General features: G+C 65.7%; 12 protein-coding genes. 8 read left to right on the top strand and 4 right to left on the bottom strand.

The genetic code is table 11. The features are described 5' to 3' along the window. Positions 1 to 3: 3 nt before the first annotated feature. Positions 4 to 726, bottom strand: coding sequence for a DUF7117 family protein (locus C491_RS09385; RefSeq protein ID WP_005555573.1), 723 nt, complete (start codon positions 724 to 726; stop codon positions 4 to 6). 45 nt (positions 727 to 771) lie between these two features. Further along, positions 772 to 1,782 carry a lysylphosphatidylglycerol synthase transmembrane domain-containing protein gene (locus C491_RS09380; RefSeq protein ID WP_005555571.1) on the bottom strand — a complete coding sequence of 337 codons (1,011 nt, stop codon included), beginning with the start codon at positions 1,780 to 1,782 and terminating at the stop codon, positions 772 to 774. 250 nt (positions 1,783 to 2,032) lie between these two features. Here C491_RS09380 and C491_RS09375 point away from each other — a divergent pair, with 250 nt between their 5' ends. From C491_RS09375 to C491_RS23215, 7 genes are all read left to right on the top strand, one after another. Beyond that, positions 2,033 to 2,806, top strand: coding sequence for a hypothetical protein (locus tag C491_RS09375; protein ID WP_005555569.1), 774 nt, complete (start codon positions 2,033 to 2,035; stop codon positions 2,804 to 2,806). 221 nt (positions 2,807 to 3,027) lie between these two features. Further along, positions 3,028 to 3,174: a hypothetical protein gene (locus C491_RS23220; RefSeq protein WP_005555567.1), complete on the top strand. Its 147-nt coding sequence runs from the start codon at positions 3,028 to 3,030 to the stop codon at positions 3,172 to 3,174. 424 nt (positions 3,175 to 3,598) lie between these two features. Then, on the top strand, positions 3,599 to 3,874 hold the full coding sequence (locus C491_RS09370) for a PadR family transcriptional regulator (RefSeq protein ID WP_005555565.1): 276 nt from the start codon (positions 3,599 to 3,601) through the stop codon (positions 3,872 to 3,874). Positions 3,875 to 4,245: 371 nt separating this feature from the next. Next, positions 4,246 to 5,580 carry an aminotransferase class III-fold pyridoxal phosphate-dependent enzyme gene (locus tag C491_RS09365; protein WP_005555563.1) on the top strand — a complete coding sequence of 445 codons (1,335 nt, stop codon included), beginning with the start codon at positions 4,246 to 4,248 and terminating at the stop codon, positions 5,578 to 5,580. A 58-nt stretch (positions 5,581 to 5,638) separates the two neighbouring features. Next, a complete protein-coding gene (locus C491_RS09360; RefSeq protein ID WP_049891731.1) occupies positions 5,639 to 5,884 on the top strand; it encodes a hypothetical protein in 246 nt (81 codons plus the stop codon). Between the two features lie 64 nt (positions 5,885 to 5,948). Beyond that, positions 5,949 to 8,195 (top strand): beta-glucosidase, encoded by a 2,247-nt coding sequence (locus C491_RS09355; RefSeq protein ID WP_005555559.1) that lies wholly within the window; start codon positions 5,949 to 5,951, stop codon positions 8,193 to 8,195. Between the two features lie 90 nt (positions 8,196 to 8,285). Then, positions 8,286 to 8,456, top strand: coding sequence for a hypothetical protein (locus C491_RS23215; protein ID WP_005555557.1), 171 nt, complete (start codon positions 8,286 to 8,288; stop codon positions 8,454 to 8,456). Between the two features lie 73 nt (positions 8,457 to 8,529). On the opposite strand, the gene purD is transcribed toward C491_RS23215, so the two are convergent. Together purD and C491_RS09340 are read right to left on the bottom strand one after the other, a co-directional pair. Continuing rightward, positions 8,530 to 9,834, bottom strand: a complete 1,305-nt coding sequence (gene purD / locus C491_RS09345; protein ID WP_005555554.1) for a phosphoribosylamine--glycine ligase — start codon at positions 9,832 to 9,834, stop codon at positions 8,530 to 8,532. A gap of 88 nt (positions 9,835 to 9,922) precedes the next feature. Next, on the bottom strand, positions 9,923 to 11,332 hold the full coding sequence (locus C491_RS09340) for an FAD-dependent oxidoreductase (RefSeq protein WP_005555552.1): 1,410 nt from the start codon (positions 11,330 to 11,332) through the stop codon (positions 9,923 to 9,925). A gap of 329 nt (positions 11,333 to 11,661) precedes the next feature. Here C491_RS09340 and C491_RS09335 point away from each other — a divergent pair, with 329 nt between their 5' ends. Then, positions 11,662 to 13,710 carry a prolyl oligopeptidase family serine peptidase gene (locus C491_RS09335; protein WP_005555550.1) on the top strand — a complete coding sequence of 683 codons (2,049 nt, stop codon included), beginning with the start codon at positions 11,662 to 11,664 and terminating at the stop codon, positions 13,708 to 13,710. Positions 13,711 to 13,729: the final 19 nt, after the last annotated feature.

Here is a 13,729-nt window from a genome sequence, read left to right as displayed (position 1 = left end):
CGGTCAGTACGCACCCGGCTCGAGCTCCTCGAGTCGGTCCTGGGCCTGCGTAAACGCCAGTTCGTCCCCCCGGAGTCCGTTCGCGAGGTCGCGAGTCGCCTCGAGCAGACGCTCGGCCGTCTCCGAGTCGACGTCGCCGTCGAGCATCCGGATTCGCTTGACGTGATCGCCCAGTGTCTCGAGGGCGCCCCGTTCGGCATCGGTCAGCTCCCGGTCCTGAGTCCAGTTTCGAACGTCCCGCCGGTACTCTCGAACTGCGTTCGCGTACGCGAGCCCGCGAGCCCCTCGCAGCGTGGGAGGCACCTCGTCGGTCGTGGGTCGTTCCCCCGCGTCGGCCCCCCGGAGCAACGAGAGGAAGTACAGCTCCTCGCGGTCCTCGAGATCGCGTCTGCGGCCGACAACGTCGGCGACGTGGCGCAGTTCGGCTGCCGCGAGGTAGCGATCGTCGAGGTCGCGGAGGTCGCCGGCGTTGATAAATCCTCGTCGCTTCGTGTGTTCCCTCGCGCGATCGCGCGCGCGTTTCGCGAGGTCGTCGACCGAGACCTCGTCGATGTCGTTTCTGACCGGGGTGAGATCGAACTCGACGGCGAGATCCGTGTGCTCGGTTCGGTCGTCGAGACCGACGCTGCGCAGGCTTCCGCAGCCCGGACAGCCGACGCTTCCCGTCTCGTAGTACGACCACCGAGTTCCACACGCCGTGCACTCGCGCTCGCCCCTGATCTTCATACGCGGCGACTACGATCGGAGCGGCAAAAAGATCCACCGGACCGACTACGACTCCCCCATCAGGAGCACTCCCGCGGCAGCCCCGCCGATTGTCACCGTGAGCCAGTACGTACAGAGCCGGTAGATCAGTGCGATCGTCAACGCGGCCGCCGGATCGAGCCCGCCCAAGGTCGTCAGCGTCGCGGTGACCATCGCCTCGACGCCGCCGGTGCCCCCGGGAGCGGGGACGACGGATCCGAGCTTCCCGAACGCGACGGCTACCGCGACGACCGCGAACGAGAGCTGATAGCCGAGCGCGACCGCCCCGATGTAGACCGGGAGCATGAGAAACACCATTCCGACGTGAGCGGCGGCGACGGCGATCAGCAGCGTCCGCCTGTCGGCGGAGATCGTCTCGACGGTCCGGTAGAAGCCGTCGAGGCGATCCCGTACCGACTCCGGAGCGAGGGGGTCGTCGAGTCGGCTACTGAACCGACCGACGAGTCGTCGGATGACACTCGTGAGGCTGACGACGACGGCGTAGACGACCGAGGGCCGATAGACGACCAGGGAAACGATTCCGACGAGGGTGAAAAAGAGGGCGCCGAAGGCGACGAACTGGTCGATCAGCCCGTCTCCGAGCGCGTCGCCGACGGTCAACAGCCCGAGCGCGACGAACCCGAACGTGTAGTACGGGACGTAGTTCAACAGATCGGCCGAGAGGACGCTCGCAAGGCCGTCCTCGTAGGCCATCGACTCGTCCTTCGAGACGAGGTAGGCGACGAGGGGCTCCGTCGCGATCTGCCCGTACGGGGTGATGTACTTGAGAAACATCGCTGTCAGGAACAGCCCACCGATCTGGGTCCGGGAGAGCCCCTCGTCGACCAGCGAGAGAAACTGCTCCCACACCACTCCGCGGAAGGTCAGCGCGAGAAGTCCCGAAAGGACACCGAGCGTGAGCATCGCGGGATTAGCCGAGAACAGCTCCGCGATGAGGTCGTCGCTACCGACGGTGTAGATCAGAATCGCCAGCAGGAAGACGGCGAATACGAACCCGACGACGATCCGCCGTTTCATAAATATACCATCACAGCAGGTGTTCAATTACGTTGTGGATCGGCGCGTGCCGGATCCGGGGCGCGACCGGTCGACCGCCGACCCGACGTCGATTGGCTCCCGCCGAACTAATTCTCGCCGCTGTAGTTTTAACCCGCAAATACTCCGGAACCGATGACCGTCATCAGAACGTGTCCGATTGCTAATAGGTCATTAACGTACGGCAGTTGCAGGCCACATCACCACCAGCGCGAAGCTATTATCGGTGTGTATGTCCCAAGAACGACTCAACCGACGGAAGTTCGTCGCCGCAGCGGGTACCACGAGCGCACTCGTCCTGGCCGGCTGTGCCGACGAAGGGCCCGGAGACGAAGACGACGAGGACGACGGCCTTGAAGACGACGAGGATCCGATGGACGGCGAGGACGACGTGGCGGACGAAGAACCGGAGGACGACGAAGACGATGACGAGACGTACACGCTGACGGTAACCCTCGAGGACGACGGCGAGCCGGTCGAGGGTGCGACCGTTTTCCTCGAGGACGAGGGTATCGAAGAAGGTGAGGGTCTGGACGACGAGGACGTCATGGACGACGAGGACGAGGAAGACGACGACCTCGAGGACGATGACGAGGCCATGGACGACGAGGACATCATGGACGACGAAGATGATGACCTCGAGGACGACGATGAGGCCATGGATGACGAGGACGACGATCTCGAGGATGACGAAGACGACGACGTCGTGGACGACGAGGAGGATGACACGGCCGACGAGGACGACTGGGAGGACGAAACCGACGAGGACGGCGAAGTCGAGTTCGAGGACCTCCACGACGGGGAGTACACGGTTGCCGCCATGTACGAGGACCAGGAAGCCGAAGACGAGGTCGAGATCGACGGCGACGACGAAGAGATCACGCTGGACTTCGCCGAGGACGGCGAGATATCCGACGAGGGCGACGCGCGGATGGACGAGGACGACAACGAGCTGCAGGACGACGAAGACGCGGTGGAGGACGACGAGGACGACGAAGAGGAGTAAACACGGATCACCGCCCGCGACGGTGGGAGCTCACCGGTAGACGACTACAGCGCGAAGGCCCACGACTTCAGTCACGGGGGGGGGGAGATTGGTGGCTGGAAAACCACCGCTTACTCGTGAAACGGACCGTCGCCGCGACGCGTCGCCGGTCGCGGAGAGTGCCAATAGCAAATTAGCGTTTCCACGCGACCTTTTTTGCGTCCGCTTCGCTAACTGTGGGTATGCGAGACGAGGAAGAAATCCGAGAGCAGTACGAGTTCCTCGAAGAGCACCTCGAGAGCGAGGAGATGCGCCACGACGGCGTCAGGGAGATGTTTACCTACTACAAACGCGCACTCGGGTGGGTACTCGAGGAAGAACACATCTGAAGAGTCTCACGGATCGGAACCTATCACTACTCGTCCCGTTTGCGACAGAGTTAAGTACGGAGAACGGAATCTTTCGAGTGACGCTTCGCTTGGAGGGCCGAAGCGTCAGCGGGGACCAATTCAGGGCGGCAAGCGGCCGCGCGACAGTTTTCCGTCGCGCGGCTCGCTTTCCTGTTTACTACTACCGTCGAGCGACCGCCACGTGAGCGGTCGGTGAGCCGAACACCGACGTAACCGACAGTTCGAACTGGACGATCGGAGACATGAAAGCGGAGTTACGGTCGGCGACCGGGCGTCCCCTCGCTCCCGTTATCATTTGAAACTCGGCGAAACAGCTATCTTCGATGGTAATATGGCTGTTTCACTCGAAACGACCCGATAGCCTTATTAAAATTCGACAGTAAGTACCGGTGGTACTTTCCCAATGTACGACCTGACAGGATTCCAGCGGGATCTACTCTACGTCATCGCTGGCGAGGATGAGCCACACGGACTGGCGATCAAGGAGGAACTCGAGGAGTACTACGAGAAGGAGATCCACCACGGCCGGCTGTATCCGAACCTCGATACCCTCGTCGACAAGGGGCTCGTCGAGAAGGGGAGCCGCGACCGGCGGACCAACTTCTATACGGTCACTCGCCGGGGCCGCCGGGAACTCGAGGCCCGCCGGGAGTGGGAGGCGCAGTACGTCGATCTCTAACGGTTTCATCTCGTTCACTCCGCCAGTTCCCATCGCGGTTCGCTCCTGTCGGTCGCCCGAGCACTGCCGTCCTCGAGCGGGCGTCGCGCCGAGACGACACGTTTCGGGGGCGGGTCGCCGTCGACAGGTCGTTTGCGTTCACCCGTCGCAGCGGTGTCACGTGAACGGCGCCGAGCGGTTCCGATAGAGCCGACGCGACGCCGCCGTGCTCGAATCGTGCTCGCGGAGTCGTCCCCGAACGCCCGTTTCACTACTGGGTCGCGCTCTACGGCGTGGCCCTCCTGTTCACCGGTGGCTTCGAGACGTCAATCGTTCCGTCTCCCGCGAGGCGAGGAGTATCTCTTTAACTCGTCGGCATCCCAATCGCCCGCATGGACCGCGATACGGTCGAACCGAAGGGAGGGACGATTCCCGGCGAGCGGGCGAAACGCTGGGCCGAGTACCACCACCGCTACGCCGCGCCGAGTACGTACGTCTACGAGTTCGTCTGGGACACGCAGGCCGACGCCGTCGGCCCGTTCTGTACCGATGTCGACGGCAACATCCTGCTCGATTTTACGAGCCATGTCGCCGCCGCCCCGCTCGGATACAACAATCCCGTCATCCGCGAGAAGCTCGAGGCGTTCGACCTCGTCGACCCGCTGAAGATCGCCGGTCAGGACTTCTACGCGAGCGGCGGCTGGCCGCCGGAGGACCCCGAGTTCCCCAGCCCGACCCAGCTTCAGGACAGACTGATCGCGATGACCGACCACTACGATATGGACCGGGTGTTTCTCTCGAACTCCGGCGCTGAAGCCATCGAGAACGCCATCAAGATCTGTTACGCCTCGGGCGGCCACCGCGCGTTCACCTTCGACGGCGCGTTCCACGGCCGCACTCTGGGGGCGCTCTCGCTCAACCGCTCGAAGGCCGTCCACCGGACGGGGTATCCCGAGATTCCCGGCGTGGTCAGCGTCCCCTACCCCTCGAGTCAGGAAACGTACGAGACCGACTGGCTGACCGACGGTCCCGGCGGGAACGTCGTCGCCGACAAGCTCCATCCCGACCGGGGCGTGATCGATCCCGACGAGGTCGCCTTCCTCATCCTCGAACCGATTCAGGGCGAGGGCGGCTACCGCGTCGCCCATCCGGCGTTCGCCCGGGACCTCGAGGAGTTGCGCGAGCGCTACGACCTGAAGATCGTCGCCGACGAGATCCAGACCGGACTCGGGCGCACGGGCGAGCTGTGGGGCGTCGACCACCTCGGGCTGACACCGGACGTCATCACCGCCGCGAAGGGGCTGCGCGTCGGCGCGACGATCTCGCGGTCGGACGTCTTCCCCGAGGAGACGGGCCGGATCTCCTCGACCTGGGGTGCCGGCGACGTGACCGCCGCGATGCAGGGGGTCCTGACGATCGACGCGATCCACGAAGAGAACCTGCTCGAGAACGCCCGTGAACGCGGCGAACAGCTCCGAAGTCGACTCGAGCGAGCCGAACTGCCGGGAGCGATCGACGTCCGCGGACGCGGCCTGATGCTCGCCGTCGAGTTCGACACCAAAGCGCGACGGGAGGCCGTTGTCAAGGCCGCCTTCGAGCGCGGCCTGCTCACCCTCGGCTGTGGCCACAAGTCGCTGCGACTGCTGCCGCCGCTCGATGTCACCGAACGCGAGATCGACCTCGGCGTCGAACTGCTGCTCGAGGCGAGCAAAGCCGCCTCGACGTAGTGGGCGACTCATACGAAAGCCCCACGTTCATACCGCCGTCTCGCCTACTATGCGTACGATGATCGGTGCTTTCACCGTCGGTAAGAAGATGCTACTGTTCGGGTACAAACGCTACGGGGTTCCGGGGGCGATCGTCTCCGGCGCAATCTTCGTGGCCGGCTACGTCGCCGTTCGCCGGGCGCTGAGCGGCGGCGCGAACGCCGACTCCCTCGACGAGGCCCTCGAGGCCGAACTGGGTCCAACCGACGAGAGCGACGACTCCGATCTCGACGACTCGCCGGACGACTCGAGCGCGTCGAACTAACGACCGCGGTCGGTCGCCCCGACGACCGCAACAGTATCCTGCAGTCGCTGCAAAGCGCCGGTAGATGTCACAGGAACCGCGGATCCGACGACTCGTCGAGGAGCTCTCGCTCGAGGAGAAGGTTCGGCTCACTCACGGCGCGAACGACCCCGAGGGACGAGCGACGGGCTACGTGGCGGGTGTCGACAGACTCGGAATACCCCCGCTTCGGATGGCCGACGGCCCCCTCGGTGTGCGGATTCCGGACGAGTCCGCGACGGCGTTTCCCGCATCGATCGCGCTCGCCGCGACCTTCGACGTGGAACTCGCACGCGAGCACGGAGAGGCGCTCGGACGGGAGACCCGAAGCAAGGGCCAGGACGTCCTGCTCGCGCCCGGCGCCAACCTCATTCGAGTCCCTCATAACGGACGAAACTTCGAGTACTTCGCCGAGGACCCCGTCCTCTCGGCGTCGTTCGCGGGCGCGGTCGTCGCGGGGATTCAGTCCCAGGACGTCGTCGCGACGCCGAAACACTACGTCGCGAACAGCCAGGAGACCGCCCGCGCCGCCGTCGACGCCGAGATCGACGAGCGCCCGCTGCGCGAACTCTATCTTCCGTCGTTCCGCTCGGCCGTCGAGGCCGGGGCGGGCTCGGTCATGACCGCCTACAACGACGTCAACGGGACGCGCATGAGCGACCACGAGCGGCTGGTTCGGGACGTGCTGAAAGGCGAGTGGGGGTTCGAGGGGTACGTCGTCTCGGACTGGTTCGGCACCGAGGGTACGGCTGCCGCAGCGAACGGGGGGCTCGACGTCGAGATGCCAGGCATCTCAATGGCGGAGATGCAGTCCGCGATGGCGGGCGACGACGCCGACGCGCCCGACGCCACGAATGGAGACGGCGACGACGAAGCGGGCGAACTCCCGGACGCCATCGCCGAGGGAATGCCCGATCCCGAGAGCTGCGAGCGGTTCGCCGACTCGCTGGTCGAGGCCGTCGAGTCGGGCGCCGTCTCGGAGGAGCGACTCGACGACATGGTCGCTCGAGTGCTCGGAGCGATGGACACTGTGGGCCTGCTCGAGGGTAGCGAGGTCCGACGCGCCTCGAGCAGTCGGACGGAGTCCGACGATAGTGCGGTCGATACGCCCGCTCATCGCGAGCTCGCGACTCGCGTCGCGACGCGGGGGACGGTCATGCTCGAGAACGACGGAATCCTGCCGATCTCGGACGACGCGGACGTGGCCGTTATCGGCCCGAACGTCGACGAACCCGTCCTCGGCGGCGGGGGCTCCTCGGAGACGACGCCCGTCGTCGAGACCGATCCGCGAACCGGGATCGACGAGCGCGCCGAGGGAGAGATGACGGTCGCGTACGGCCTTCCGCGAGTCGAGGCGGTGTCGATGCTCGAGGAGTTCACCGGCGGCGGCGAGGACGAACCCGCGGACCCGAGTCGGGAGCCCGACCTCGAGGGCGCCGCGGCGGCCGCACGCGAAGCCGACGTCGTAGTCGTCTTCGTTCGCGACACCGCGAGCGAGGCGATCGATCGCGAAAACCTGCGCCTGCCCGACCGCCAGGAGGAGCTGATCGAGACGGTCGCCGCGGCCAACGACCGTACGGTCGTCGTCGTCAACTCGAGCGGGCCGATCGAGTGCCCCTGGCGCGAGGACGTCGCGGCCGTCCTCGAGAACTGGTACCCCGGCCAGAGCCACGGCGACGCAGTTGCGTCGGTTCTCTACGGCGACGCCGATCCGGGCGGGCGGCTGCCGGTGACGTTCGCCCCCGGGGACGCCTATCCGACGGCCGACGAGCGTCGCTATCCTGGCGTCGACGGAACGGCCCGCTACGACGAGGGCGTCTTCGTCGGCTACCGCCACTTCGATTCGGCCGAGCAGGAGCCGACCTACCCCTTCGGCCACGGCCGCAGCTATGCCGACTACGACTACGTCGACGCCAACCTGGACCTCGAGGACGGAACAGTCCACGTCACAGTCGAGAACACGGTTGATCGAGACGGCCGAGAGGTCGTCCAGGTTTACGTCCGCCCGCCGTCAGTCGCGGATGTCGACCGACCCGTTCGCGAACTCGCGGGCTTCGAGAGCGTCGCGATCCCGGCCGGCGAACGTGTCTCCGTGGCGATCGACCTCGAGGAGCTCGCGTTCGCTCGCTACGACGAAGACGGGTGGACGGTCGATCCGGGCGAGTACGCCCTCGAGATCGGTCGGTCCTCGCGGGATATTCGTGCGACGGTGCGAACGGAACTCGAGGCGGCGTTCCGGGAACGGGTTCGGGAGTCGCTCGCGACCGGTGGGGCACCACCTACCGACGGATAGCAGCGGCACCGCGACGTCCGCGTGCGAACCGGATGCGGAATCGCCCGTTCGGCGGAAACTATCATGCGGGTGGACGGTCTCGTCCGTGCTATGTCCCGCCGGTACTGCCCGAAGTGTGACGTCGAGATGGAGGCAACTGCCGTGACTACGGCGGAGACCGGAGGTCTCTACGTCAAAACTGAACGGGAGGGCGGAATACTCAAACGGCTCGGTATCGGTGAGAGAACAGCTCTCGACGCGGTTCTCTGTCCCGACTGCTGACTGACGCAGCTCTACGCCGACCTCAAGGAGTAGTGCTCCAGTGTCCGTTCCGAGTTCGAATACTGAACCCGGTTTACTGATCCCCTCGCAGCTCCGCGACGTGGTCGATCCGCTGCTGGACCAGGTCGGGTTTGCCGATATCGTGGCGGACGTGCAGTCCCTCCTCGCCGGCGACCTCGAGGGCGTCCTCGGCGATCTCCTCGGCTGCGGTGATCGAGTCGTCGACGCCGACGACGGCGAACGCCCGCGAGGTCGTCGTGTAGATGCCGTCGTCGCGCTCGTCTACACTGGCGTAGTACAGTAAGGCGTCGCCAGCACTTTCCTCGTCAACCTGCACCTTCGCACCCGCCTTCGGATCCGTCGGGTACCCCTCCGGAACAGCGTACTTACAGACCGTCGCCTGCGAGGCAAACTCGAGTTCGGGTAGCTCGTCGCCGTCGCGGGCGGCCGTGAGGACGTCGAGGAACGGCGTCTCGAGCACGGGCAGGGTGTTCATTGCCTCGGGATCGCCGAAGCGGGCGTTGAACTCGATCACCTTCGGTCCCTCGCTGGTGAGCATGAACTGGCCGTAGAGGATCCCGCGATACCCCTCGAGGGCGTCGACCGTCGCCTCGATGACCGAAACGGCCTCCTCGTAGTCGGCCTCGGTCATGAACGGAAGCTCGAGCGTGGCGTCCGAGTAGCTGCCCATTCCGCCGGTATTGGGCCCCTCGTCGCCCTCGTAGGCCCGCTTGTGATCCTGGACCGCGGGGGCGGTCCGAACTTCGCCGTCGGCGACGAACGCCTGGACGGTGAACTCCTCGCCGACCAGCCGCTCCTCGAGGACGATCCGGTCGTAGTCCGAATCGCGGATGTACGCCTTCCCCTCCTCGGCGGTGACCTGGTCGCCGATGACCTTCACGCCCTTTCCGCCCGTGAGCCCGGCGGGCTTGATCGCGAGGTCGCCGTCGTACTCGTCGATAAAGTCACAGGCCGCGTCCATGTCGTCGAACGTCTCGAACTCCGGACAGCCGGGGACGTCGTGTTCGGCCATGAACCGGCGCTGGAAGGCCTTGTCCGTCTCGATGCGGGCCTCCTCGGCTTTCGGGCCGAAGGCGTAGATTCCCGCGTCCTCGAGCTCGTCGACGACGCCGGCCTCGAGGGGCGCCTCGGGGCCGACGACCGCCAGCGTCGCCCCGACGTCCTCGGCGTACTCGCGGACGGCCTTCGGGTTGGTCGTCTCGAGCGTCTCGAACTCGGTCGCGAGCCGGGCGATCCCCGGGTTTCGGTTGCCGGCGCAGGCGTAGAGGTCGACCTCGTCGTCGGACCCGTTCTCGAGCGCCCGCGCGATCGCGTGTTCGCGCCCGCCGCCGCCGATCAGGAGCACGTGCTCTGCCATGCTCGATAGCGAAACGCACGAACCTGTAAGTGTTACCCTTCGAGCGAGCGAGAAGTATGCATGAGTACGGGTATACCTCGCTCGAGCGTCAGTCGTCGTCGGCGGGCGAGGGCTCGAGGGGCGCGCCGGCGTCCTCGTCGGTGTCGCCCTCCTCGATACCCTCCGGACGCGGAAACTGCTCGATCGTCCGCTCGCGGAACGCCTCCTCGTCGAACTCGTACTCGCCCTCGAGGAACTCGAGCACCTCGAGGGTGTCACGCCGCGCGTTCTTCAGGCAGGTCGAGGCGCCCGGCGAGGGCGTGATGTTGAAGATGATGTCGTCGCCGACGATCTTGGCCTCGCCCATGTCGAGGGACTTCCGCTCGGTGTCGACGATCTGGGGGCGAACGCCGCCGTACCCCTTCGCGCGCTCGATGTCGTCGAGTTCGACGCTGGGAACGACCTTCTGAACGTGGGGCAGGAACTGTTTCGGACCGACGTTCGGCACGTCGTAGAGGAGGTTTCGGAGCACGTACGGCAGGAGGATCCGATCCGAGAGGACGTTCGCGTAGCTGAGAAACGCCGCAGCGTTGAGCCCGAAGACGTCGAAGAAGTCGGTGACGGTGGAGATGCGTCCCCGCTCGAGGGTCGGGACGAGCTTCGCGGTCGGACCAAAGCGCGTGATCGAGGGATCGTGGACGTCCGCGTCGCCGTGGACCGCGGCGAAGGGGAGCTTCTTCATCTGGAGGGTGTAGACCTTCCCGTTGAGCAGGTCGTCCCCGAGGAAGAAGCTGCCCGCGACCGGGAGCAGGACCTTGTTCTCGCCGTAGCCCAGCTCCTTGGCGATCTGGAGGCTGTGGGAGCCGGCGGCGACGACGGTCGCCTCGCAGTCGAAGCGGCCGTCGGTCGTCTCGATGGTGTAGCCGTCGAGCGTCGGCGTGATGTCCTCGACCTTCGTCCCGGTGTAGACGTCGACGCCCGCCTCCTCGCGCGCGAGTTCGACGAACGACTGGGTCGTCGCGCCGTAGTCGACGACGTAGCCGTCGGGTGTCTGGAGCGCGCGCAGCTCCGTATCAGGATCCCGGCCCTCGACGACCTTCGGCTCGATCTCGGCGATCTCCTCGCGGCCGATCGAGCGCAGCTTCGGGAACAGGTCGCCGAAGCCGTCGCCCTCGTAGCGTCGCTCGAGCTCCGCGACCTCCTCGCGACCCACGCCCAGCACCATCTTGCTGCGTTTGTCGTGCATCTCCCGGTCGGGATCGCGGTTCTCGAGGTAACCCGCGAGCATCTCCGCGCCCTCCTTCACCTCCCGGGCCTTCTCGAGGGTGTAGTTGGTCTCGATATCCCCGAAATGCAGCGTTTGGGAGTTGTTCGTGTGATTGGAGTTGATCGCCGCGATCTCGTCTTCCTTCTCGATCAGTGCGATAGAGTCGATATCGGTGAACGTCGCGGTCGTGTACAGCAACGAGGCGCCACTGATACCGCCGCCGACGATAACGAGGTCGTACTTGCCAGACATTGTTATGGTGGCCGCTACTTGCCCAACTTCGGTCCAGACGTATAACTCATCTTTTTCTATCAAACTGCCGTCGATCGACGAATACGGTATCGACAGCTGCTGTTTCGGCGAGACCTCGAGCGGCGCAGCTGTCGGAAACGGCGGGTCGAACGGGGTCGGTTCCGCCGGAGAGGGGCTGGCCCGGTTCGAGTGAGTTGCCCGGACCGCGTACGGCACACCGATCCGGGTGGCGTCGGGACGCGGCGCTTGCGTCGTCACAGTCGCTTCCGGACCGGAGACGAGGTTCCGCAACCGGTCGCTTCAAGGTGTCAGCGTTGGACACTGTCGGTATGAACTCGGGTGGGCCGCCTCGGACGAAACGCGAGATCACGAGCTACGAACGACACGGCGACCTCGTAGACGATCCCTATCTCTGGCTCGAGGACGAGGGCGAGGCGGTCGACGACTGGGTCGACCGCCAGAACGAGTACGCCGACGCGTTCCTCGAGTCGGTCGACGCTCGCGAGGAGTTACGGCCGCGCTTCGAATCGCTCGCGCGGACGACCGACTACGGGACGGTGACGGCCGCACCGACGGGGTACTTCCAGGAGGTCGAGCGACCGGAGGACGACCAACCGATTCTGTACTTCCGGGAGTCATTCGAGTCTGACCGGGCGATCCTCGTCGATCCCAACGAGTTCAGCGACGACGGGACGAAGTCGATGGGCTGGTGGACCGTCTCTCCCGACGGCAAACGACTCGCCTACGGCGTCCACGAGGGCGGCGACGAGCTGTACGACGTGACGGTTCTCGAGGTGCCCGACGGACCCGTCCTCGAGGAACTCACCGCCCTCGGCCGGGTGAACCCGGGGATGTTTGCGTGGACGCCCGAGGGATTCTACTACGGCCGCACGGGTCTCGAGAACGAGAGCCAGCTCGAGAAGGAGATTCGCTACCACGAGCACGGCGACGCCCTCGACGCGGACGAGCTCGTCCGCGAGGTCGACGATCCCGCGACCTGGCCGCTGCTCACCACCGACAGGAGCGGGCGCCACCTGCTCGTCGCGCTCGTGACCGGCTGGGAGCGAAGCGATCTGTTCTACGCTGACGTCGGCGACACGGAGCTGACGCCCGTCATCACCGACGCCGACCACTTCTACACGCCGCTGATTCACGACGAGACGGCCTACCTGCGAACCGACCTCGAGGCACCCTTCTACCGATTCCTCGAGCTCGATCTCTCCAGCGACGTCGACGAGGTCGATCCCGCCGAGCTACCGGAGGTCGTTCCCGAACGCGACGGGATCGTCAAAGGCGCGACCGTCGCGGACGACCGCCTGCTGATCCAGTACGAGCGCGCGGCCGTCTCCGACCTCGAGGTGTTCGACCTCGACGGCGATCATCTACGATCCGTCGAGCTGCCCGGAACGGGAACGGTCGCCGGGCTGAGCGGCAACCGCGACGCCCCCGAGGCGTTCTTCAGCTACCAGTCGTTCGATCAGCCGTCGACGGTGTTTCGGTACGATTTCGAGGCGGGCGACGTCGCGGAACTCGACCGCCCCGACGTCTCGCTGGGCTTCGACGTGACCATCGAACAGGTTCGGTACGAGTCCGCCGACGGCACCGAGGTTCCGATGTTCGTCGTCCACCGCGCCGACCTCGCGCGCGACGGCGACAGTCCGACGCTGCTGTACGGCTACGGCGGCTTCGAGAACAGCCTGCCGCCGACCTTTCAGAGGTTCGGACGGGAGTTCCTCCGTTCGGGCGGGGTCTACGCCCAGGCGAACCTCCGAGGTGGCGGCGAGTTCGGCACGGAGTGGCACGAGGCGGCTCGCCACGAGAACAAACAGAACACGTTCGACGATATGATCGCCGCCGCCGAGTACCTGATCGAGGAAGGGTACACCTCGAGCGACCGACTGGCGATCCGGGGCGGCTCGAACGGCGGGCTGACCGTCGGTGCCGTGTTGACCCAGCGGCCGGATCTGGTGGCGGCAGTCTGCTGTCAGGTCCCCCTACTCGACATGCTCCGGTTCCACACGTTCCTGCTCGGCGCGTCCTGGACGAGCGAGTACGGGTCACCGGACGATCCCGACGCGTACGAGTGGATCAAGGAGTACTCGCCGTACCACAACCTCGAGCCGTCCGAGGAGGGTGGCCCGGAGTATCCCGCCGTCCTCTTCGAGACCGCCGAGAGCGACACGCGCGTCCACCCGGTCCACGCCTGGAAGATGGCCGCCCGCATGCAGGCCGTCGCCGACGGCGGCCCGTTCCTCTGCAAGACGAACCGCGACACCGGCCACGGGACGGGCAAGCCGACCTGGATGGTCGTCGAGGAACAGCTCGACCTCTGGTCGTTTTGCTTCGACCGACTCGAGGTCGAGTACGTTGAACCGTAGTCGCCATGGATTCTGTGCC

This window comes from Natronococcus amylolyticus DSM 10524 (assembly GCF_000337675.1).
GTDB lineage: Archaea > Halobacteriota > Halobacteria > Halobacteriales > Natrialbaceae > Natronococcus > Natronococcus amylolyticus.
Note: the sequence above shows the minus strand (reverse complement) of the source record. Positions and strands in the feature narration are given on the sequence as shown.

Excerpts from the sequence above, each read along its gene's own strand:
- C491_RS09335 (WP_005555550.1), top strand. The coding sequence starts at position 11,662 with ATGAACTCGGGTGGGCCGCCTCGGACGAAACGCGAGATCACGAGCTAC.
- C491_RS09365 (WP_005555563.1), top strand. The coding sequence starts at position 4,246 with ATGGACCGCGATACGGTCGAACCGAAGGGAGGGACGATTCCCGGCGAG.
- C491_RS23215 (WP_005555557.1), top strand. The coding sequence starts at position 8,286 with ATGTCCCGCCGGTACTGCCCGAAGTGTGACGTCGAGATGGAGGCAACT.
- C491_RS09355 (WP_005555559.1), top strand. The coding sequence starts at position 5,949 with ATGTCACAGGAACCGCGGATCCGACGACTCGTCGAGGAGCTCTCGCTC.
- C491_RS09370 (WP_005555565.1), top strand. The coding sequence starts at position 3,599 with ATGTACGACCTGACAGGATTCCAGCGGGATCTACTCTACGTCATCGCT.
- C491_RS09380 (WP_005555571.1), bottom strand. The coding sequence starts at position 1,782 with ATGAAACGGCGGATCGTCGTCGGGTTCGTATTCGCCGTCTTCCTGCTG.
- purD (WP_005555554.1), bottom strand. The coding sequence starts at position 9,834 with ATGGCAGAGCACGTGCTCCTGATCGGCGGCGGCGGGCGCGAACACGCG.
- C491_RS09360 (WP_049891731.1), top strand. The coding sequence starts at position 5,639 with ATGATCGGTGCTTTCACCGTCGGTAAGAAGATGCTACTGTTCGGGTAC.
- C491_RS23220 (WP_005555567.1), top strand. The coding sequence starts at position 3,028 with ATGCGAGACGAGGAAGAAATCCGAGAGCAGTACGAGTTCCTCGAAGAG.
- C491_RS09375 (WP_005555569.1), top strand. The coding sequence starts at position 2,033 with ATGTCCCAAGAACGACTCAACCGACGGAAGTTCGTCGCCGCAGCGGGT.
- C491_RS09385 (WP_005555573.1), bottom strand. The coding sequence starts at position 726 with ATGAAGATCAGGGGCGAGCGCGAGTGCACGGCGTGTGGAACTCGGTGG.
- C491_RS09340 (WP_005555552.1), bottom strand. The coding sequence starts at position 11,332 with ATGTCTGGCAAGTACGACCTCGTTATCGTCGGCGGCGGTATCAGTGGC.